The organism is Flavobacterium praedii (assembly GCF_026810365.1).
GTDB classification, from domain to species: Bacteria; Bacteroidota; Bacteroidia; order Flavobacteriales; family Flavobacteriaceae; genus Flavobacterium; species Flavobacterium praedii.
In genome coordinates this window covers 4,077,501-4,098,881 of record NZ_CP113948.1, presented here as the reverse complement: position 1 = coordinate 4,098,881, position 21,381 = coordinate 4,077,501, and the positions used below count along the sequence as shown (strand labels likewise).

Genomic DNA, 21,381 nt, shown 5'->3' with positions numbered 1-21,381 from the left:
ACTTTCTCAAAAAATAATTCCGTAGCAAAGGCTATGCAATGATTTTTTTCGTTGTCTTGAAAAACAACAACTTCGCATCTTTAGACTATTTTATAAGCGTTAACGGTCTTAAAATCCACCACTTCCTTGGGTTTCATTTTTATCTCTTTCTTTTCTTTGAATGGCTTTGTTTTTCCCTGTTCCAAAACGGTAATTGAATCCTACAAAGGCGGTTTGACTCTCCCAATGAAATTCTCCAGTTTGTGCTTTTGGTTTAGTAGCATCAAATGCAAAATGCATACTATCAAATATATCGCTTACACGAGCGGTAATGGTTCCACTGCCTTTAAGTATAGTAAGACTTGAGCCTGCATCAATTTTCCACATTGGTTTTCTTAAAAATTGCAAACCTAAATCTTCACCTCTGTACATTCCTGTCAATTGAAAACGCAAATTTTTGGAAGCTTTGAATGTATTGCTAATGCGAGAATTGAAGGTAGTTACATCAACTTCAACATAATCAGTCCCAATATAGCCTTTTGTTTTTTTGTTGTACATATCAAAACTAATATTGGCAGAATACCATTTTGTAAAATCTAAATTCCCTGACAATTCAAGTCCAAATGCATTGTTGTCATTAAGGTTTGCATACGATAAAATTAATCGTTCTGAATCATTAGGGTTTTCAAAAAGTGTTCTTGTTATTTCATCATTAATTTGACGATAAAATACTCCAGAAGTGATTGAACCAATCTTTGTTTTTCGAGTATAGTTTAATTCAACCGAATTGGTAAATTGAGGAAATAAATTTGGATTTCCTTGAGAATCGATTTGTGGTGTACTCCATTCACGAATTGGGTTTACTTGATCGATACTTGGTCTGTCCACGCGTTTTGAAACACTAAGGTTGTATGAATCATTGTCATTTGGAGTGTAATTTAAAAAACCAGATGGATATACTGTGAATAGTTTGTCATTAAAAGTTCCATCAGCTTCATTTATTTTTTTGAATAACGCATCGGCAGTGTACTTTTCAAAACGAGCGCCAACTTGTGCATTCCATTTTTTCCACTGTTTCGAGATTGTTGTGTAGGCAGAATAAATATTTCTTTCGTAATTGAAATTGGAATTATAAGCGCCATTCTCCAGAAAATTATTTTTTGTGTTTTCGATTCGAGTTTCCAATCCTGCTTCTAGTTTAATTGTTTCCGTTAAAGGATTGGTGTAATCTAAATTGAGTAAAACATTTTCCCCTTTGTTGGAGATGTCATTTGTTCTAGGATCGCTAAAAACACTATTCTCTCTATTATCGTTATTATTGTAGTTGCTTTCAAATTCTAAAGTATGCCCTTCTTTTTTGAATTTTTTCTTGTAATCAAAGTTATAAGTCTGAGTGTAATTGTCATTTTTACTATCGAATAACTGAGTAATACGTTTAGATAGGTCAATTTCTCCTGGCTTTTGCGTATTTGGAAAATCAACAATTACTTTTGAACTGCCGTTTTCATCTCCAATGTTTTGAGTGGTATAAATAGAAATAGTATTACTGTCATTTAAATAAAAGTCTAATCCTATTTTGGCTAAATGCGAAAGGTTTTCATTTTTGAAATTAAAGTCTTGTAAATTTTCTTCATTTGGTTCAGTAGTGTCAATATGTCCATTGTTATGGTATTGACCAGTAGTCAATCCATAATTAGCATACATGTTGATTTTTCCACTACGATAATTCATATCAAAAGAAGAATTAGTTTTTGGTGCTTTACCAAAGGTTACACCGCTATTTATACTTCCGTTAAAACCGATTTTAGCATTTTTATTTAATACGATATTGATAATTCCGCTCATTCCCTCAGGATTGTATTTGGCCGAAGGGTTGGTAATTAATTCAACTTGCTTGATGGAAGTTGACGGTATTTGTTGCAACAATTGGGCTGCGTCTACAGTAGATGGTTTGCCGTCTACAAAAACTCTTACATTCGAGTTTCCTCTAAGGCTCACTGCATTGGTTTGAGGATCGACACTAACCGAAGGAATATTATTCAATATTTCAGAAGCAGTTGCTCCAGCGCTCAATAAATCTTTCCCAACATTGATGATTTTTCGATCTGTTTTTTGTTCGATTAAAGAATGTTCCTTGACGATGTCAACCGATTTGAGTTCTGTTGCTTCCTCTTCTAAAAGGATTTCTAATGTTGATGTTTTTTTTGCAGGACTCAATTCAAAAGAAGTGCTGAATTTTTTGTACCCAATAAACTCTACTTCTAAAGTGTATTTTTTTAATTCTAAATTTTTAATTAAAAAGGTTCCTTTATCGTCAGCAACAATTCCAGTAATTATTTTGCCTGCTTCTTTTATCACAATTGACGCATAAAGAACAGGAGTTTTTGTGGTTTTGTTTGTTACTTTTCCGGATATTGTTCCAGGGTTTTCGGCTTGAGCTATTCCTATAAAACTCAATAGGAATACTACTAATAGTTTAGTCTTCATAATTTGATTTTTGATTGATGATTTTGACTGATGATTTCCCATAAGACTGTTTTGTCTTCTATTTGTAACACATTTTTTAAAAAAAATTTGCAAATATTTGGTGGTTTTAATTGAGTGCTTTGATTTTTAGGAGATTCGATGTTTGTTTTTTTCTAACTAAAAAAGGGATTTCATTATCAAATTGAACTGTTCTTCGAGCGATTAAGTATAAATGGAAACGGTTTGCATTCAATTGAGTCTTGTATTTTTATACGATAATCTGTTTTTAGAAACATTACACTACAGAATGCTTTTTCACTTTCCATATTTGGCGAATAAGCCTTATATTTGCACACTTAAAAAAATCAAGTATCCATGTCATTATCCAATATTCTTACCCCATCTATAGAGAAAGCCATTCAAACTTTGTTTGATGTAACCATTGAAAAAGTTGAGTTTCAAGCCACCCGAAAAGAGTTTGAAGGAGATATTACGATGGTTATTTTCCCATTACTTAAATTGGTAAAAAGTAATCCAGTTGAATTAGGAAATAAAATAGGAAATTATTTGGTTGAAAATCTTCCTGAAGTTGCCCGTTTTAATGTGGTTTCTGGATTTTTAAATATTGTGATTGCAGATCAATATTATTTGAATTTCTTCAACGAAATCAAAAATGTAGAGAAGTTCGGATTTGTAACACCTTCGGTAAATGATAAAGCGGTAATGGTCGAATATTCTTCGCCAAACACCAACAAACCATTGCACTTAGGGCACGTTCGTAATAATTTACTAGGATATTCTGTTGCCGAAATTATCAAAGCTTCCGGTAAAAAAGTATACAAAACTCAAATCATCAACGATAGAGGAATTCATATTTGCAAATCCATGTTGGCTTGGCAAAAGTTCGGAAACGGAGAAACTCCAGAATCTACTGGTTTAAAAGGTGATAAACTGGTTGGTAATTATTATGTTGCTTTTGATAAAGCGTACAAAGCTGAAATCAATGAGTTGATGAATGCTGGAAAAACAGAAGACGAAGCCAAAAAACAAGCGCCAATTATTCTCGAAGCTCAGCAAATGCTTTTGGATTGGGAAAACGGTAAACCCGAAGTAATTGTACTTTGGAAAACGATGAACCAATGGGTTTATGATGGTTTTGCCATAAGTTATAAAAATCTAGGCGTAAACTTTGATAGCTTTTATTATGAAAGTAATACGTATTTATTAGGAAAAGATGTAGTTCAAATTGGTCTTGAAAAAGGGATTTTCGAAAAAGATCCTGATGGCTCGGTTTGGATTGATTTGACAGATGAAGGATTGGATCGTAAAATTGTATTGCGTTCTGATGGAACAGCGGTATATATGACACAGGATATTGGAACTGCAATTCAGCGTGTAAAAGATATGCCAGACGTTGGCGGAATGGTGTATACGGTAGGAAATGAACAAGATTATCACTTCAAAGTATTGTTTCTTATCTTGAAAAAATTAGGTTTTGAATGGGCTTCCAATCTTTTTCATTTATCGTACGGAATGGTAGATTTACCTTCTGGAAAAATGAAAAGCCGTGAAGGAACCGTTGTTGATGCCGACGATTTGATGCAAGAAATGACCGATACGGCTCAAAAAATTGCTGAAGATTTAGGAAAATTAGAATCTTACTCGACTCAAGAGAAATCAAAATTATACAATACAATAGGTTTGGGTGCTCTTAAATATTATATTTTGAAAGTAGATCCAAAAAAACGAATTCTGTTTAATCCAGAAGAATCTGTTGATTTTGCTGGGAATACGGGGCCTTTTATTCAATATACTTATGCTAGAATTCAATCGATTTTACGAAAAGCAGATTTTGATCTTAATGTAATATCAAGCATTTTAGAATTGCATGAGAAAGAAAAAGAATTGGTAAAACAACTTGAATTGTTTCCAGAAGTGATTCAGAATGCCGCTCACAATCATAGTCCAGCTTTGATTGCCAATTATACCTATGAATTGGTACGTGAGTATAATTCTTTTTACCAAGCGGTTTCGATACTTGGAGAAACAGACTTGAACAAGAAGATATTCAGAGTGCAATTGTCTAAAAAAGTGGCAGATGTTATTGCTGATTCCTTTAGTTTACTAGGAATAAATGTTCCAGAGAGAATGTAATTTTATAAATAAATTTTAAGGAGAGGCTGTCTATGTTTTTAGACAGCCTCTTTTTTATTTGTTAGGGACGGGGAATTTTGGTTTGATTGAGAATCATTGCAATTTTAATTCATTGCTAATTCATTGTTTGTTTTAACAATTTCGTCTGTTAAACTAATTTGTATATTTTGAGTTTGATTATCTTTTTTAAGTTTCAAATGGTATGTTTTTTTTAATATTGCTCCTTTTTGTTGAGAATATTCAAACTTACTTTTTGTAATTGTCCATTCAGGATACCACATAAAGACAAAACGCATTATTTCTCTTGGTAATTCTGCATTTGTATATTTTTCGTTAACCCTTACTAATACTCCGTGTTGATTGTAAGTTGCCACCATGAAGCCTTTTTCATTTTCTAAAGTCACTAAATACTCGTCGAAATTTCTGCACTCTTCATTATCTACATTGTACGAAATGAATTTGTTTTGAATGTTTCTGATAACTGCATCAGGATTGTTGTCTGGAATGTATTTTGAAACATTTTTAGTGTGTGAAACTAATACTTCTGGTAATACTTCCATTTTTAAAGTTTCTGCTTTTCTATCAGCTGTTTTTTGGTCTTGTGAATACGTCGCAGAAAAGAAGATTAAGCAAAGGGCAAAGGTGATAATTGTTCTCATGATCTTGTATTTTTTTATATTGTTTTTTAAAGATTTTTATGTTTTTATTTTATAGTATAAAAGTACATTTATTTTTGAAACAGCAAAAATATTTTTTTATTAATTTTTCAAAAAAACAAACATTTTTTACAAATACAATAATTTTATGTGTTTATTTTAATTTTAAATTAAATTATTCTTTATTTTTTAACATTAAGACATTATTTAAAAAGCTTCTTTTGGCAAACTGTAAAACAAACGAAAACGTTTGATAGAAATTAATGCTAAAAGTGTAAAATCCAACTTAATTATCAATCAGAAGACATGAAAAACTAGTCTTAAATTGTATAAAAGATGACATATCAAAATATATCTTTTTATATGCTGCTTTTGCAGTAATTTTGAATTCCTTAAATTCAGCTTTTCATCACAAATCAAATTTTATCAGATACTGCCTAAAACAAAAAAACCGTCCCGTTTTTTATTGAACGAGACGGTTTTTTTTTATGTGCTAATTCTAAAAGAAAGATTAGATCAATTTGAAATTATCATATAATTAATTTCAAATGGTTTTAGGATTTTATATTCATTAATACAATCTACCAAATACCGTAATTCCTCCACTTCCTTTCTGTTCAATAAAATAATAAAGTTGGTTTGTAAAGTCGGGATTGGAATCTTCTTTTCATAAATAGAATGTTGATATTCAGTTTCCCAATAATCAATATCTATGTGATCCAAATAGTTAGAAAAACTTGTCATTTCGATGCTGCTCAGATCAAAGGTCAAATTATTGAACAATAATTGATACATGTCTCGATGTTGACAATACAACAAAATTCCATTAGAGGTTCGATTTAATATTTTTAGATTGCACATAATTGTAAAGTTTTAATTATTTGACAATAAAAGAATCAATTATAGTATCAACTTCGACTTGGGTTGCAGTAGGTTTTAAATCAAATAAAACTGAAAAAAGTGATTTTTTATTTACTTTATTTAGCAACGATAAATCTTTGTTATTAGCATAGACTTTTCCCCACTTGCTTCTAACTTTTATCCAAACTTCATGGTTTTTTTTCCACCAGTTTTGAGCCAATTTGCATTTGCTGTCGTCAACTTTGGTATAAATATCCATCCCTTTTTCCTGTGCCAGTAAGACGTCTTTTTCGTCAGTATCTCTAACTATTTTGTCATTGTCTTGTTCATGAATCCAGCCAGACGATGTTATTTCCTGAATGTTTCTTCTTTTTAACACATTATAATCGTTTCTTTTAGTATGCTCTCTTCTCGGTAATGGTGCATCAGTTGTGTTCATCCAATAATCTTTTCCGTCTACATGAACCCAGCTTGCAGTTCCTTCATATCTTGGACTGTCATCTACCTGATATACTTTTTGTGTCCATTGCCCTTTTACGCTTTTGGTTGGTAATTTGTTGAATTTCCAGGTTTGGTCTTTAAAAAAAGAATACAAATCAGTGTTTTCATATAGCCAATCTTGTCTCCAGTGTTTTACAATATCATTTTCTCCAGTTCCAACAATCAATAAATGTTGCAAAACAATTTTGTTAGGTAGATTTTCTACTAATTCAACCCATTCTAATCCACTATCGTGTTTGGTTTCTGATGGTTTGTAATTGATGCTGTCTTTTGAATATTTAAAAGTTTCAGTGAAGTTAAATTTCACTTCATAACAACCACACATTGCTTTTATAGAGTTAATGTCTTGTTGTTGTTTTAAATCTTGACTTTTGCCTGTTAGACTTGTTAATAGTACAATTGAAAAAATAATTGCTTTGATTCTCATAGGGTTAGTTTTTAATTAATATTATTATTTGTCAAAAATACTATTTTTATTTAGAATGAATAAAAATAAAATATATATTTGTCAAAAATTATCAAGAATGTTTCTAAATAAACTACAATTTATAGGTTTAATTTTGTTACCAACATTTTTTTTTGCTCAAGAAGATAAAAATGTAACTAGTTTAAAAATGGAGCAATTAAGCGAAGTAGTTGTAACAGCTACCCGAACCGAAAGACTACTTTCGACTTTGCCATTACCAACTTATGTAATAACAGCAGCTAATATTGAAAGAGCAGGAGTGACAAAACTAAACGAGATTTTGTCACAACAAACAGGACTTATCACAACTGCCGACTTTGGTGGAGTTGAAGGGATTCAAATGCAAGGATTGGACGCAGCTTATACTTTGATTCTGATGGATGGTGTTCCGCTAGTAGGCAGGAGTGCTGGAACTTTAGACTTATCAAGAGTAAGTGTCGGTAATATAGAGCGAATTGAAATTGTGAAAGGAGCCTCATCTTCACTGTATGGATCGGAGGCTCTTGCCGGAGTAATAAATATCATTACCAAAAAGCCTAAAGAAGATTTGCTTTCAGGCAGTTTTTCATATCGGTATGTGACCTTTAATACTATCGATGCTAATGCCAGCTTAAATTGGAAAAAGAAAAAATTTTCGGGGACAGTTTTTACAGATTATTTTAAGTCTGATGGCTATGATTTGGACGAAACTACTGTGTTGAAAACAGTAGAACCTTATCAGAATATAACTATTCAGCCGAGATTCTATTTTGATTTTTCGGATGGTTTAAAATTAACCATGGGGACAAGGTATTACCATCAGAAACAAGATTATAAAACTGTAATTGAAAATGAAAACTATAATGGAGATGCAAGTATAAATGAATGGGATATTCAAACAAAATTGCAGCAAAGATGGAATTCAAATATAAATATGGACTACGAATTGTACACCACCAATTATAGAAATGAATCCTTTTTGAATAATCCAGACAATGTACTTTTTGAAGAAAATTTTTACGATCAATGGCTATTTCGACCAGAAATTAGAGCCACTTTCTTGATAGGCAAAAATAAATTAACCACAGGAATCGGTATGAATTATGAAACTTTAGATAGGACTTATTTTGAAGGAAAAGTAGTTTTCAATTCGCAATATGCTTTTATACAATATGATTATAATCCAACAGATAAATGGAATATTTTGGCTGGCTTGAGATATGACGACAACAAACAATATGAGTCGCAATTAAGTCCAAAATTAGCCGTAAATTTTAAAATAAACACTAATTTATCACTTAAGTCATCTATTGGATATGGTTTTAAAGCACCCGATTTTCGTCAATTGTATTTTGATTTTACCAATTCATCTGTGGGATATACCGTTTTGGGATACAATGTCGCAGAATCACAATTGAATGTTTTAGAGAGTCAAGGACAATTGTTGTATAGAATTTCAGAGATTAGTTTTGAAAATTCGTTGAAACCAGAAAGTTCTATAAATGTCAATTTTGGAAGTTTTTATCAAAAAGATAAATTAAAAATAGAAGCTAATTTATTTTACAATTCTATTTCAAATTTAATTGATACTCGTGTTGTAGCACAAAAAACAAATGGCCAAAACGTATTTAGCTACTTTAATATTAACCAAATTTTTACTTATGGATTAGAATTCAATTCAACTTATAATTTTTCGAAGCAATTTAATTTTTCTGTAGGATATCAATACCTAGTTGCAAAAGATAAATCTGTTGTAAAAGCTATCGAAAATGGAACTGTCTATGCCAGAGATCCTGTTACATTAGAGTCTTTCAAAATAAAAACTACTGATTATTTTGGGCTATTTAACCGTTCCACGAATACGGCAAATGTCAAATTTTATTATATCATTCCCAAAATAAAAACCGATCTCAATTTACAAATTTTTTATAAAAGTAAATATGGTTTATGGGATACTAACAGCAATCAAATCTTAGATAAATATGATGATTTTGTAGATGGTTATACTACAGCAAATCTTTCATTTTTAAAACAAATTAAAAAATTATCCCTCCAATTAGGTGTAAACAATCTTTTTGATTTTACAAATCCACAAGAAATCAGCACCGTTTCTGGAAGGCAGATTTTTGGAAAATTACAATTCAATTATTAATTATTTTAAACACTTTTATTATGAAAAACAGATTTACAACAAAATTTTTAAAACTATCTCTTTTGGCAGTAGTACTATTTACAGCATCTTGCAGTAGCAATGAAGATACTCCAGTAGCGATAGTATTAGAAACAAAAACGGTTTCCAATTTAACAGCTCCGCAAACTGGTGGGCAAGGGCAAACAGTAGGTGGTTCCTTTACTAAATTTAGTTTTTCAGAAAATGCTGTAGTTACAAATGATAATTGGGATATTGCTTTTAGAGGAACGACAATAATTGTAAATGGCGGAACTTTAATTGGTATCGCAGATGAGCCAGCTAGAACAGGAACGGGCGCAGTAAGTATTGTTTCGGGCACATTAAATGCCATAACTGCAATTCCTGCGGTGGCAACATTTGCTCAAGATGCTGCTTTAACTTATGCTATTCCTACTGGAAGCGGAAATGGTTGGTACTCATACAATCAAACAACCAATATTATTTCGCCAATTGCTGGAAAAATATTCATAGTAAAAACACATGATGGGAAATATGCAAAATTTGAAATTTTAAGCTATTACAAAGATGCTCCAGCAACACCAGACGCAACATCAGTAGGAAGATATTTTACTTTTAAATTTGTTTATCAAGGGAATAGTTCCGCTAGTTTTTAACTAAAAAATTAAGAAATTGCAAACTATTGTAAAAACTGATTCATAACTGAGTTACATAGAGTAGAAATTTGTGTTTGTCCATCTTTATAAAGTATCTTTTTGAAATAAGAAGATGAGTACAATTAATTATTAGTTAGTTTTTATAGTTTTTGTTAAAAGAGGCTGGCCATTTTTTTGGCAGTCTCTTTTTTAAGTTTAAGGTATTTTATTTTTTTAAAATTCGAATAAGTCCAAATAAACTAACTATTCCCCATGTTCCTTCTAGCATAATAAAAGGGATGTAATTGATTAAAACAGAAGTATAGCAGACAATACTAGCTCCAATGATATTTAGCGTGAAATAGAATTTACCTTTTTTTGGTATAAATGAAAAAACATTCAAGAAGTAGGCAACCAAAATAATTCCAACTCCAAAAGATTCAATAATGTCATTGTAGCTCATAGTAGTTATAATGGATATATTCATTCAATTAAAATGCCTTTTTTATATTTGATTTAGCGAATGTAGCCATTTTTTTAATTATTGTTGTTTGAAAAAAGACTCCAATTGTTACTTTGGAGTCTTTTTTTAATTATTGATCTACTAATGAGAAATTAAAATTAATAGTGATATTTTTTGCAATTTTATCTTTTACAAGATTTGGAATTTCAATTTTATAATCTTGAGGTTTTACATCAAAACTAGAGGTAGCAACTACTTTTCCAGAGGCTAAGTTTAAATTGATTTTAGTTTTAATTTTTGTGCTAACACCGTGAATAGTCAGATCACCTTCTAAATCATAAACACTTTTAGTCGTGGTTAATTTTTTGGAATCAAAATTTAAAACTTTCCCTTTAAAAGTGGCTTTTGGATAAATAGAGGATTCCATATAATTTTCATTAAAATGTTCTTCCATCAAAGGGGATTTAAATTGAAATCCTTTGATCAAAACCAGCGCCACAAAATCACTCGTTCCTTTGTCCAGTATACAAGAGGCAGTATTGTTTTTTGCTGCTATTTCTTCAAAGCTTGGCATTGAGGCTTCAAATGTGACCAAGCCTGTTCGGGTAATCATTTTTTGAGAGAAAATGGTATTTCCAAGCATTAAAATTAGTAGTATAAGGGCTGTTCTTTTCATATGTAGATAATATTTTTTAATGGAATATAGTATCGCCAGATCTTCATTGGTGTTTATCTCATCGATTACTATTTTTGTTTTGGTATTCGATGATTTTCAATTGTTATAACTGTTGCGATAGCGATTTCATCTTTTTTATTGTAAATACCCTTGGGTTTTCCATTGAAGAATTAAATCAATATTTGCTTGTGACATTTTACCACTTGGTGGCATAGTTTTACAATTTTGTGCTTGTATAGTACATAATAAATTACCTGTTTTTGTAGCGTTACTTACTTGAGTATACGTTCCTAAAGCAGGTGATTGTCCACCAGAACTGTGACATGAAGTACAGTTTGTAGCAATAATAGGTTGTACATCTTTGGTGTAAGTTACGTTTGCTGGCGTCGGTGTTGGCGTTGGTGTCGGTGTTGGTGTTGGCGTTGGCGTCGGTGTTGGCGTTGGCGTCGGTGTTGGCGTCGGTGTTGGCGTCGGTGTTGGCGTCGGTGTTGGCGTCGGCGTTGGCGTTGGCGTCGGCGTCGGCGTTGGCGTCGGATCAGGAGTTGATACTGGTTGCTCGATTTCGTCGTAAGTGTTCGGCTCACAAGATAGTACCAGTACACTACCAATGGCTAATAAAAACAGTGCTACTTTTTTCATAATTATTTTATTTATAGGTTATTATTTATTTTTTAGTATTCCAATTAATTAAAAAACGCGATACATATTAAATCCAAAGTAAATTCCTTTTCCTTTCCAGGCTCCACTTGCATTAGAAAAAAAGGAAACATCGTTCATTGCTTGACTGTTTGAAAAAACCAATTGAAAAACATGACCGCCAGTTTCGATATCTAAACCTGCACTTATTGGATTGTGGTATTTTGTATCCAAAAAGCCATCCATAGCACTTATACGAGATCCATATTCTACGTTTGCACTTAATCTTTTTGTTAATTTGTATCTTGCACCGTAGCTCAATAGGATTAAGTCTGCATATTCATTCTTATTGTCATACAGATTTTTATGAATGTAAATTGGCGCTATTTCAAACGATAAGGATTCAGTAAATTTTCTGGAAATTAATAATTGTGAAGAGAAAGCCAATCGATTATTAAACTGCAATTGAGGATAATTAGCTTTGTCAAGTTCACTATTAACATCAACTGTATTATACCCTACAATTGTAACCGGAAACCCTCCAATCATTTGATTCGCAAGTTTGTATTTTAAGCCTACTTCATATATTTTTTTATCAGTGTGTCTTGAGGCACCTATAGAAAGCCAATTGGCAATTCCATAGATTCCCCCTATTTTAGTATTGGCTTCATCCAATCCAAAAAAGTTTTGAAGTCCCTCTGTTAAATCACCAAAGCGATGCGAAACTAGGAAGTAAAACTCTCCTTTTACGGGTAATTTTGTCGATTGCATATTGCATATTTGTAATGCTTTGAATGCAGCTGTCGCTAATTCTTTCTGATCTGATTTTACATCTAATTGACCGAGTAAATCATCTTGAGCATTTACGTTTTGAAAAAATAGAAATAGTAGAACGGGAAGCAAAAAGGTTTTAAGATTCATTTAGTTTAGTTGTTAATGACAAAACATTGATCTAATTTTAATTCTAGCATTAAGTCATCATAACCTATTACTCTTCCTTTTATAGTCACATTTTGATTTTTTGTAATACTAATATCAGGGTTTTTTAAATTGCAAATAATTGAATTGTCAATGATGACTTCACGACCTGTAATAGCCGTAATGGTTCCCGAAATGGCAATTGGTTTCTCAAGGTATTTTGAATTGGAAGTTTCTATATTAGATACAAATTCTTCAATTATACTTTTTGAGCTAACAGAATAGGCAGTATCTTCGGAAGCTAAATCTCTTGCACCGCCATGCATTACATAATTATAACTTGTAAATCCCAATAGAACAAGTGCAAGTAATGAGAGGAGTATTATTTTTTTACTGTTTTTCATTTTGCTCTTTTTTATTAAATTAATTTTTTTGAAAATAAATAGAACACATCGGTTCATTTGATTTGTACTCAACGTAACGTTACTATTTTGATTACACAGATAAAACCATTTCAGAGAGATTTACCCTACCCTAAGTTGTGTGTTTTTTTAAAATAATTTTGAATTGAGATAAAAATGAAGTCAAATGAGGGTGCAGAAAAAAGCTTAATAATTTGCTTTACAAATGTTTAAATTTGTTTAAAAAGGATAAAAATATTTTTGATATTGCAAAGTGTTTTCTTGTTTTAAAGTAAAGAAACATTAAAATGAAACTCTAAAACTGACATTAAAAGTGCGATCTAAGGAATAATTTTTTACATCTTCGATGGTATTTGTAGTCGAATTTATTCGGTAAAATTCGTTGATTTCATTTTTTCGATTGGTCACATTTATAACAGAAAAACCTAAATTATATATTGTTTCATTAAATGTTTCCCATTTGTAGGTAGCCGAAAAGTTAATCTGAAAAAAGTCATTCAAATTTTTATTGTTAGGAAAGTTATAGTTAATCTTTGGATTTGATGTATTGCTATTGTCTATTACATTCGTCAAGGGAGTTGTTTCTGGTTTTCCGGAATGCCACTTTGAACCTAACGCTATTTTTAATTTTTTAATTTCATAAGTTCCAGCCCATGATACAAAATGGCTAAGTTCAAAATTATTAGGAAATACATTTTGGTTTATATCCAAAAAGTGATAGTTATTTTCATTGTAAGTGTAGCTTAACCAAGTTGTAAAATGATTAATCTTCTTTTGAATAAGCATTTCCCCCCCCCATACAATATAGTCTCCATTGATTTTTACAAGTTCCAACTGGTTTTGAAAACCTTGGCTTGAACTGTTAATCCCATTTACTGTTTTATAAAAATTGTCTAAACTCAACAACCAATGATTCTTTGCAAAAGACAGTCCTATTGAGGCTTGTTTGCTTTTTTGAATCGGAATGCTGTTGTTATTAGATAAGATCCAACGTCTTTTTTCTATTCCAAAATAATCTTGTTGAAGATCAATTACTTGAAAGGTATTTTGACTTTTGAATTCGCCAAGAACTTCTAAATTTAAATTTGGAGCCATCTCATAATTGAACTGTAATCGGGGCTCAATTAGTGTTTTTTTAAATTCTTCTATATAATTAGCTCGAATTCCTGTGTTTAATGTTATTTTCTTTATTGGGTCATTGTATTTTCCTTCGGCAATTAAAGCATGCGTTCGAAGTACTTGTTTCCTTTTTCTATAATAGAGAGGATTGTTTACTGCATCTAAATTTGTTGCTCCCATCTCCTCAAATTGGTATCCTTCATTGATACTAAATTTTGAACTAATTTGATGGTTATTTTCTATTTTTAAACCATCATCTAGCATCAAATTTTCTTGTTTAACCGTTTGAGAACTTTGTATTTTACTAGTTTCAGCATCAAGTTCGTAGGAGGAGATGAATGCGTTAATTTTAGTACTATTTTTAGGACTCCAGTTTCTGGTCCAAGAAAGATTTGCTCCGTGGTTTTTTTGAATTAATAGGTTATTCTCCGATTGATAAACATTGTCAGTGGTTGACTTTTGAAATACATTAAGTTGATCATTTATTGTGATAAGATCAATATTGAGTTGGTCTTTTTCTCCAATATTTTGTAAATATTTTAATGAAATATCATAAAATTTAAATTTTTCCTCGCTATTGAAATCTACATTTTGTTTTGTTGTATAATTAGTGATCGTTGTGTTCTGAAATGCTTTGTTGTAATAGGAATCATACGTTGGAGTATGCGCCAAATCTGTGATCGAACGTCTCGAAGCCATTTCTATAAAACCTTTTTTATTTAGGTTAAATTTAAAATAAACATCTGCGTTTATCATGTTTATTCCCGCACTAAAACTAGGTTTTTTTAGTTGCTGTTGGTCCGAAGATATATCGACAACACTTGAAACGCTTTCTCCGTAAAAAGGGGAACTTCCGTTTTTTGAAATAGAAATTGTATGTGGTAAATAAGGATTGAAGGCCGAAATTAATCCAAAAAAATGCCCAGTTTGGTACATTTTAATTCCATTCCATAAAAATAAATTTTGATCGTTTGTTCCGCCTCTTACATTTATACTAGCAAGACTTTCATCGGTGCTATAAACTCCTGGGATTTGCAGCATGGTTTGCAATACATCGGGCTCAATTAAGCCAGGTAAAATTCCAAGTTTTTTGGGTTTTATTTCGAATTTTCCATCGTTTGTTTTTGAAATACCTGAGGCCAAATAATGATTTGCAATTACACTGTCTAAATTTAAAATTTCGACCTCAAGATTTATTTTAAAGCAATCCTTATTGGATTTTTTTGCATTCGTTTGTTCTTGAAGAACAATTTTTTGTGTGGTATATCCAATGTAACTTATAGTAATAAAAGTTGAAGTTTCTCCATTTATTTCAAAGTATCCATTGTTATTGGTTACGGCATGGGTTCCTATTGAGGATTGTATGTTTACACCCGCAATTGGTGAATTATCAGATTTATTATAAATGGTCCCACATATAATAGCTGTTTCTTTTTTGCTTGAAATGGTATAGAAAAGTTTGTCTAATTTATCAAATTGGAGATTCGTTTTTTTTTGAAGATAATTGATCTTCATATCCAAAGACAATGACTTTTTTGGAGGCACTATTCTAATTCCAGTAATATCATTCTCTAGATAATTGATAGACACATGATGTTGTTTCTCAATTGACTCGAGGATTGTCTTTAATGCAATAGCTTTGTTTTTGTCTTGGGCATGTAAAGCCGTGACAAAAACAAAGCAGAAAAATAAAATGTGAAAATGTTTTCTAGAAAGCATTTATTTTCATTCAAGTATTATCTTGTTTGCTGTAATCCTATTTGGTTCCAAATGATAAGTCGTTGCTATGATTTTAATAGCAACATCGAGATTATCTGTTGGCAATTTACCCGTAAACAATTCATTCGGTAGTTTGTCTTTTACGATTATTGTAATATTATATTGCCTTTGAACTTCTTCTAAGATATTGCGCAAATTTTCATGCTCAAAGGAAACCTGATTTTCAAGCCATTCTGGTTTTGTCGTATTTAGAGTGCTATTGATCTGTTTTCCGTTTTCGAAAGTCACCCTTTTTCCAGGGGTTATAATGGTTTCTAAGTTTTTGTAGTTTATTTTTACTCTTCCTTCATAGCAAGTTATATCAAAACGATTATTTCTTGCTTTTACATTAAATTGCGTACCTAGAACGGTTACTTTTCCTAAGTGGGTCACCACTTCAAATTTTTTGCCTTTCGCTACTTTAAAGTAGGCTTCTCCTTGAAGTTCCAGTTTTCTGTTATGACTCCAATTCCATTTTCTAAATTCAATTTCGGAACCTGCATTCAAAACTACTTCCGAGTCATCTGGCAAGGAGAATGTGGTTCTTTTTCCATTTAGAGCTAGTTGCGATTGTGATCTAAAATTTCGCACCACGATTGTTATACTTAAGGCAATCAACACTATAGAAGCAACTTTAAACATCCAGTTTTTATACAATGGTATAACTTTTGGTTCTATTTTTTTATGGCTAATAATATTTTTTAAAACAGCATCTTCGTCAAAATCAGCTACTTTTAATTCAGCCGAATATTTTTTAATTTTTTCATATTTTTCAAAATCTGGATCAGTTTTAAAATCAGCCAATTCAGAAGCTGTTAAATCGTTATTTAACCATTTTGATAAAAGGTAGTTTTTTTTCATGGTATTTGTGATTATAATTATAAAACAAGTAAAGTTTGATTCACCCTACTTTAAATCTATTGTTTTTTTTAAGGCTACTAAAGCTAAATGAATTCTTTTTTCTACAGCTTTAACACTTATATTTAATTCTTGAGCAATTTCAGTATACTTTTTCCCATCTATGCGATGCATTAAGAACGCAACTCGCTGTGTTTCGTTTAAATCTTCAATAGCTTTTAATAGTTTGGATTTAAATTGTTTTTCCTCTAGAATATATTCAGGATTTTCGTTTGTTTTATCAAGTCCTGTATTTTGTTTTTCATAGGCTAAGACTACTTTTTGATGTTTAATTTCATTAAGAGAACTATTATTCGCTATCGTATAAAGGTATGATTTTGCTTTTTCAATAGGCACTGAAGCACAATTTTGCCATAGTTTAATGAAGGCTTCTTGAGTCAAATCTTCAGCTTGTTCCATATTTCCAAACTTGTAGAAAAGAAAATTCCGAAGTGATTTTGCTTGATTTTTAAAAAAAGATGAAAAAATAATTTCATCACAAGTATTTGAATTGTAATCTTTTAGCATTTGTGTCTTTCGATTTTTTACTTTTTTAATACGTTTATTTTAAATTTTGGTAGGGTAAAAGTAAACTAAATTGTTTTATGATAAGTTGCGCGTTAGAAAATAGCTATTAACAAAAATACTACCAATTCATTAACGTGCAATTTAGGTTTATATGATAAAAAGCAGCTTAATTTTTACTTAGGATACAGAAAAATTGTATTTAGCTTTTTATAGTAGAATTAAATTTGTTATTATAAATATGATTTTTCACTTCAAATGGGTTTTAATGTAAAGTCATTATAATTGATAAAATCGTATAATTTTAAATTTTATTACATTTGATCAAAAAGAAAATATGAAACATTTTGAAAATTATTTGCGATTTTTGATTATTGTATGTTTTTCGCTTTTTTTCTCTTGTCAAAGTGAAATAGATGAACAACAATACAGTACACAGGAAACAATTACAAAATCTTCACCCCTGACTTCTTATCTGCAAAGAGCAGCTATGGTCAAAACAGTAGAAGATAACGTAATTGATCAATCAAGTTATTGTACCGTGAAATTTCCATACAATGTTACTGTAAATGATGTTATTATAGCAATAAATTCTGCCGCAGATTATCAAAAAGTGCTCGATAATATAAACGCAAATTCAAATGATAACGATGTGGTAAAAATAGGTTTTCCTGTAATAATGATTTATTATAATTATATCGAAAAAGTTATCGGAAATCAATCTGATTTTGATTCTCTTCTGGCTTATTGGAATGCTGAACCAGACCTTTTATCAAAGATAAATTGCTTAAATATTAATTATCCAATTACTATTAATATTTATAATAATTTGAACCAAATTGCAAGTTCTGTTTCAATAACAAGTGATAAATTGTTTTTTGATTTTATAAAGAATTTAAATGACAGTCAATTTATTGCCTTAAGTTATCCTGTTTCTATAGTTGGTTCTAATAATACCACAACAATAATTGAAAATAATTCTCAGTTTGAAAATGCTATAAAATTCGCGATTGATAATTGTCCCAATAATAGTAATGCATCACTTGAGTTTGTACCAACAATTACCAGTAATTCTTGGAAGGTTTCTTATTTCTATCAGGATAGTGACAAAACGTTAAATTATGATGCTTTTACGTTTACTTTCAATGCTAATTACACGGTTGTTGCTATAAAATCTGGAGTTTCCTATAACGGGACATGGTCATCAAAAATAAACAATGGTGTTCGAGAATTTGAAATTAAATTTGAATCAAATCTTTTGAAAGAATTAGATGAAGGTTGGAAAGTGTTTGAATTTAATAATTCCCAATTGCGTTTTAGACAAAGTGATAACAGTACAGATAATGATTACTTGTATTTCGAAAAAAAATAATTATAAATGGATTACTAACTCTCAATATTAATATACTATGAAAAAAATTGTATTTTTAGCTCTAGCAGTTGTTACTGCAATTTCTTGCTCAAACGATTCGACAAATTCAACAAGTGGGAATGTTAGTTTAAAAGCAACTGCGCTTTCTACAACAGGAAAAACTTCTTTAACAGGACGTGTTGCAGCATCAACCGTTGTCATTACCGATTTCCAGATTAATATCGGAAAAATTAAGTTAGAGACAGATGCCGAAGATGCTATGCATGATAAAGACCCTTTGCACGAAGATGTAAAACTTGTGGGTCCTTTTTTATTAGATTTATTAGACCCAAACAAACCTTTGAGTCAGTTTATTACTTCTGTAGATGTTCCAAATGCGAAGTATGAAGAAATAAAATTTATGTTTACCAAAAGTCTTGTTGCGGGAGACATGAATGGTAAAACATTTGTAATCAAAGGAACAATAAATGATAAGCCACTCTTGATATGGAGCGACCAAGATGCAGAACTTGAAATGGATTTTATGGATCCAACCAAAGATTTTTCGGTTAATGGAAGCGGTGTTGCTCTTAATATAAAAATACAATTGGATGCTTTGATGGCAAAACTAGTAACATTAGCCAATCAAGGTTTATTATTGGATACTGATGGAGATGGAATTATTGAAATTAGTACTGGTATAGAAGACAGTCATTCTACTATTGGACATGAAATAAAAGATTTACTCGAAAATGAAACACATTTAGATGATAAAGATTAATTAAAAACAATATTTTATCCTATAAACCAGTCATTTTGACTGGTTTTTTATTGCATAAAAACTAAATTTTAGAAGTTTGTAACTTTGAGACTTTGCAACTTTACCTTATATTTGCACCTCAATAAAAGATAAAACAATTATGTTCGATAATTTAAGCGATAAACTAGACAAAGCCTTTCATATATTAAAAGGACACGGAAAAATCACCGAAGTAAACGTAGCCGAAACTTTAAAAGAAGTTCGTCGTGCTTTACTTGATGCCGATGTCAATTTTAAGATTGCAAAAGATTTTACCACTAAAGTAAAAGAAAAAGCAATAGGCCAAGATGTATTGACAACTCTTCAGCCAGGACAATTATTAGTGAAACTTGTCAAAGATGAGCTTACCGAATTGATGGGTGGAGATGTGGCAGGTATTAATCTTTCTGGTAATCCATCCATTATATTAATGTCGGGCTTACAAGGATCTGGAAAAACTACTTTTTCTGGTAAATTAGCCAATTATCTTCAAACAAAAAAGAACAAAAAACCACTTTTGGTGGCCTGTGACATTTATCGTCCTGCGGCAATTCAACAATTATATGTGGTAGGAGATTCAATTGGGGTAGAAGTTTATTCTGAACCTGAAAATAAAAATCCAGTTGAAATTGCACAAAATGCAATTAAACACGCCAAAGCTAATGGATTCAACGTAGTAATTGTCGATACAGCAGGTCGTTTGGCTGTGGATAAAGAAATGATGGATGAAATTGCCAAAGTGCATAAAGCTATTCAGCCACAAGAAACCTTATTTGTTGTCGACGCCATGACTGGCCAAGATGCCGTAAATACGGCTAAAGCATTCAATGATATTTTAAATTTTGATGGGGTTATTTTAACCAAATTAGATGGTGATACTCGTGGTGGAGCTGCAATTTCTATTAAATCAGTAGTCAACAAACCGATTAAGTTTGTGGGTACAGGTGAAAAAATGGATGCAATTGATGTTTTCTATCCAAATCGTATGGCTGAGCGTATCCTTGGTATGGGGGATGTTGTCTCTTTGGTGGAAAGAGCCCAAGAACAATATGATGAAGATGAAGCCAGAAAAATCCAAAAGAAAATTGCTAAAAATGAGTTTGGTTTCGATGATTTCTTGTCACAAATTCAGCAAGTCAAAAAAATGGGTAACATGAAAGACTTGGTAGGAATGATACCAGGAGCCTCCAAAGCAATGAAGGATATCGAAATCGAAGACGATGCTTTCAAACATATAGAAGCTATTATTCATTCAATGACTCCAATTGAAAGATCAAAACCAGCAGTAATAGATGTCAAAAGAAAAGCTAGAATTGCAAAAGGTTCAGGGACAAAAATCGAACAAGTGAATCAATTAATGAAACAGTTTGAGCAAATGAGCAAAATGATGAAGATGATGCAGGGTCCTGGTGGTAAAAACCTAATGAAAATGATGGGAAATATGAAAGGCGGAATGCCTGGAATGAGATAAAATATATGTTTAAAATAATAAATTGGAGTTTCTGATTTTTTGAAACTTTAAACCTGAAACCTTTTTAAGATGCAACTATTAGACGGAAAAAAAACATCAGAAGATATTAAAAACGAAATCGCTGCCGAAGTTCAAAGAATGAAAGCAGACGGTCAAAAAGTACCTCATTTGGCCGCTGTTATAGTTGGTAGTAATGGAGCCAGTTTAACTTATGTAGGAAGCAAAGTTCGCTCATGCCAGCAAATAGGTTTTGAATCTACATTAGTAGCTTTACCGGAAGAAATTACCGAAACAGAACTATTAGCGAAGATAAAAGATTTAAATGAAGACAATGACCTCGATGGTTATATTGTTCAATTGCCTTTGCCAAAACACATTGACGAGCAAAAAATTTTGATGGCTATTGATCCAGACAAAGATGTAGATGGTTTTCATCCTGCCAATTTTGGTAAAATGGCTTTGGATATGGAAACATTTTTGCCAGCAACTCCTTATGGAAT

At 31.3% G+C, this 21,381-nt stretch carries 19 protein-coding genes (1 of these 19 cut by a window edge); 7 read left to right on the top strand and 12 right to left on the bottom strand.

The window, feature by feature from the left end; genetic code table 11:
- Positions 1–108: 108 nt before the first annotated feature.
- Entirely contained in the window at positions 109–2,466 is a 2,358-nt protein-coding gene (locus tag OYT91_RS17415; RefSeq protein WP_281238938.1) for a TonB-dependent receptor, read from the bottom strand.
- A 354-nt stretch (positions 2,467–2,820) separates the two neighbouring features.
- Between OYT91_RS17415 and argS the strand changes: the two genes are divergently transcribed.
- Entirely contained in the window at positions 2,821–4,599 is a 1,779-nt protein-coding gene (argS, locus tag OYT91_RS17410; protein WP_281238937.1) for an arginine--tRNA ligase, read from the top strand.
- 104 nt (positions 4,600–4,703) lie between these two features.
- On the opposite strand, the gene OYT91_RS17405 is transcribed toward argS, so the two are convergent.
- The 3 genes from OYT91_RS17405 to OYT91_RS17395 form a co-directional block, all read right to left on the bottom strand.
- The gene (locus tag OYT91_RS17405) at positions 4,704–5,258 is read right to left on the bottom strand and encodes a hypothetical protein (protein WP_269223694.1); all 555 of its coding nucleotides are present in this window, start codon (positions 5,256–5,258) and stop codon (positions 4,704–4,706) included.
- 513 nt (positions 5,259–5,771) lie between these two features.
- Positions 5,772–6,116, bottom strand: coding sequence for a DUF6686 family protein (locus OYT91_RS17400; RefSeq protein ID WP_269223695.1), 345 nt, complete (start codon positions 6,114–6,116; stop codon positions 5,772–5,774).
- A 16-nt stretch (positions 6,117–6,132) separates the two neighbouring features.
- A complete protein-coding gene (locus OYT91_RS17395) occupies positions 6,133–7,044 on the bottom strand; it encodes a DUF6607 family protein (RefSeq protein ID WP_281238936.1) in 912 nt (303 codons plus the stop codon).
- A gap of 97 nt (positions 7,045–7,141) precedes the next feature.
- Between OYT91_RS17395 and OYT91_RS17390 the strand changes: the two genes are divergently transcribed.
- Positions 7,142–9,214: a TonB-dependent receptor plug domain-containing protein gene (locus OYT91_RS17390; protein ID WP_281238935.1), complete on the top strand. Its 2,073-nt coding sequence runs from the start codon at positions 7,142–7,144 to the stop codon at positions 9,212–9,214.
- Positions 9,215–9,234: 20 nt separating this feature from the next.
- Entirely contained in the window at positions 9,235–9,867 is a 633-nt protein-coding gene (locus tag OYT91_RS17385; RefSeq protein WP_281238934.1) for an HmuY family protein, read from the top strand.
- A gap of 205 nt (positions 9,868–10,072) precedes the next feature.
- Here the strand turns inward: OYT91_RS17385 and OYT91_RS17380 are convergent, their stop codons facing one another.
- From OYT91_RS17380 to OYT91_RS17345, 8 genes are all read right to left on the bottom strand, one after another.
- Positions 10,073–10,333 (bottom strand): CBU_0592 family membrane protein, encoded by a 261-nt coding sequence (locus OYT91_RS17380; RefSeq protein WP_281238933.1) that lies wholly within the window; start codon positions 10,331–10,333, stop codon positions 10,073–10,075.
- A gap of 106 nt (positions 10,334–10,439) precedes the next feature.
- Positions 10,440–10,985 (bottom strand): YceI family protein, encoded by a 546-nt coding sequence (locus tag OYT91_RS17375; protein WP_281238932.1) that lies wholly within the window; start codon positions 10,983–10,985, stop codon positions 10,440–10,442.
- A gap of 135 nt (positions 10,986–11,120) precedes the next feature.
- Entirely contained in the window at positions 11,121–11,624 is a 504-nt protein-coding gene (locus tag OYT91_RS17370) for a c-type cytochrome (RefSeq protein ID WP_281238931.1), read from the bottom strand.
- A gap of 48 nt (positions 11,625–11,672) precedes the next feature.
- Positions 11,673–12,542: a DUF5777 family beta-barrel protein gene (locus OYT91_RS17365; protein WP_281238930.1), complete on the bottom strand. Its 870-nt coding sequence runs from the start codon at positions 12,540–12,542 to the stop codon at positions 11,673–11,675.
- 5 nt (positions 12,543–12,547) lie between these two features.
- Positions 12,548–12,943: an OB-fold protein gene (locus OYT91_RS17360; protein ID WP_281238929.1), complete on the bottom strand. Its 396-nt coding sequence runs from the start codon at positions 12,941–12,943 to the stop codon at positions 12,548–12,550.
- A 300-nt stretch (positions 12,944–13,243) separates the two neighbouring features.
- The gene (locus OYT91_RS17355; protein WP_281238928.1) at positions 13,244–15,799 is read right to left on the bottom strand and encodes a TonB-dependent receptor; all 2,556 of its coding nucleotides are present in this window, start codon (positions 15,797–15,799) and stop codon (positions 13,244–13,246) included.
- Positions 15,800–15,805: 6 nt separating this feature from the next.
- Positions 15,806–16,699, bottom strand: coding sequence for a FecR family protein (locus OYT91_RS17350; RefSeq protein WP_281238927.1), 894 nt, complete (start codon positions 16,697–16,699; stop codon positions 15,806–15,808).
- Between the two features lie 45 nt (positions 16,700–16,744).
- Complete coding sequence (locus OYT91_RS17345) at positions 16,745–17,263, bottom strand: RNA polymerase sigma factor (protein ID WP_281238926.1); 519 nt, start codon at positions 17,261–17,263, stop codon at positions 16,745–16,747.
- Positions 17,264–17,597: 334 nt separating this feature from the next.
- On the opposite strand from OYT91_RS17345, the gene OYT91_RS17340 reads away from it, so the two are divergent.
- The 4 genes from OYT91_RS17340 to OYT91_RS17325 all read left to right on the top strand — a co-directional run.
- The gene (locus tag OYT91_RS17340; RefSeq protein WP_281238925.1) at positions 17,598–18,632 is read left to right on the top strand and encodes a hypothetical protein; all 1,035 of its coding nucleotides are present in this window, start codon (positions 17,598–17,600) and stop codon (positions 18,630–18,632) included.
- A 37-nt stretch (positions 18,633–18,669) separates the two neighbouring features.
- Positions 18,670–19,392 carry a hypothetical protein gene (locus tag OYT91_RS17335; protein ID WP_281238924.1) on the top strand — a complete coding sequence of 241 codons (723 nt, stop codon included), beginning with the start codon at positions 18,670–18,672 and terminating at the stop codon, positions 19,390–19,392.
- 139 nt (positions 19,393–19,531) lie between these two features.
- Positions 19,532–20,881 (top strand): signal recognition particle protein, encoded by a 1,350-nt coding sequence (gene ffh, locus OYT91_RS17330; RefSeq protein WP_269223708.1) that lies wholly within the window; start codon positions 19,532–19,534, stop codon positions 20,879–20,881.
- A 69-nt stretch (positions 20,882–20,950) separates the two neighbouring features.
- A protein-coding gene (locus OYT91_RS17325) for a bifunctional 5,10-methylenetetrahydrofolate dehydrogenase/5,10-methenyltetrahydrofolate cyclohydrolase (RefSeq protein WP_281238923.1) crosses the window boundary here: on the top strand, positions 20,951–21,381 show its 5' portion. Its footprint extends 451 nt past the window's final position; 431 of the gene's 882 nt are visible here — the first part of the coding sequence; the start codon lies at positions 20,951–20,953; its stop codon lies off the right edge, out of view.

Bases quoted from the DNA above. Each gene is read 5' to 3' on its own strand.
- OYT91_RS17395 (WP_281238936.1), bottom strand. From the start codon at position 7,044: ATGAGAATCAAAGCAATTATTTTTTCAATTGTACTATTAACAAGTCTA.
- argS (WP_281238937.1), top strand. From the start codon at position 2,821: ATGTCATTATCCAATATTCTTACCCCATCTATAGAGAAAGCCATTCAA.
- OYT91_RS17415 (WP_281238938.1), bottom strand. From the start codon at position 2,466: ATGAAGACTAAACTATTAGTAGTATTCCTATTGAGTTTTATAGGAATA.
- OYT91_RS17360 (WP_281238929.1), bottom strand. From the start codon at position 12,943: ATGAAAAACAGTAAAAAAATAATACTCCTCTCATTACTTGCACTTGTT.
- OYT91_RS17390 (WP_281238935.1), top strand. From the start codon at position 7,142: ATGTTTCTAAATAAACTACAATTTATAGGTTTAATTTTGTTACCAACA.
- OYT91_RS17375 (WP_281238932.1), bottom strand. From the start codon at position 10,985: ATGAAAAGAACAGCCCTTATACTACTAATTTTAATGCTTGGAAATACC.
- OYT91_RS17335 (WP_281238924.1), top strand. From the start codon at position 18,670: ATGAAAAAAATTGTATTTTTAGCTCTAGCAGTTGTTACTGCAATTTCT.
- OYT91_RS17365 (WP_281238930.1), bottom strand. From the start codon at position 12,542: ATGAATCTTAAAACCTTTTTGCTTCCCGTTCTACTATTTCTATTTTTT.
- OYT91_RS17340 (WP_281238925.1), top strand. From the start codon at position 17,598: ATGAAACATTTTGAAAATTATTTGCGATTTTTGATTATTGTATGTTTT.
- OYT91_RS17380 (WP_281238933.1), bottom strand. From the start codon at position 10,333: ATGAATATATCCATTATAACTACTATGAGCTACAATGACATTATTGAA.
- OYT91_RS17345 (WP_281238926.1), bottom strand. From the start codon at position 17,263: ATGCTAAAAGATTACAATTCAAATACTTGTGATGAAATTATTTTTTCA.
- OYT91_RS17385 (WP_281238934.1), top strand. From the start codon at position 9,235: ATGAAAAACAGATTTACAACAAAATTTTTAAAACTATCTCTTTTGGCA.
- OYT91_RS17405 (WP_269223694.1), bottom strand. From the start codon at position 5,258: ATGAGAACAATTATCACCTTTGCCCTTTGCTTAATCTTCTTTTCTGCG.
- OYT91_RS17350 (WP_281238927.1), bottom strand. From the start codon at position 16,699: ATGAAAAAAAACTACCTTTTATCAAAATGGTTAAATAACGATTTAACA.
- ffh (WP_269223708.1), top strand. From the start codon at position 19,532: ATGTTCGATAATTTAAGCGATAAACTAGACAAAGCCTTTCATATATTA.
- OYT91_RS17400 (WP_269223695.1), bottom strand. From the start codon at position 6,116: ATGTGCAATCTAAAAATATTAAATCGAACCTCTAATGGAATTTTGTTG.
- OYT91_RS17370 (WP_281238931.1), bottom strand. From the start codon at position 11,624: ATGAAAAAAGTAGCACTGTTTTTATTAGCCATTGGTAGTGTACTGGTA.
- OYT91_RS17355 (WP_281238928.1), bottom strand. From the start codon at position 15,799: ATGCTTTCTAGAAAACATTTTCACATTTTATTTTTCTGCTTTGTTTTT.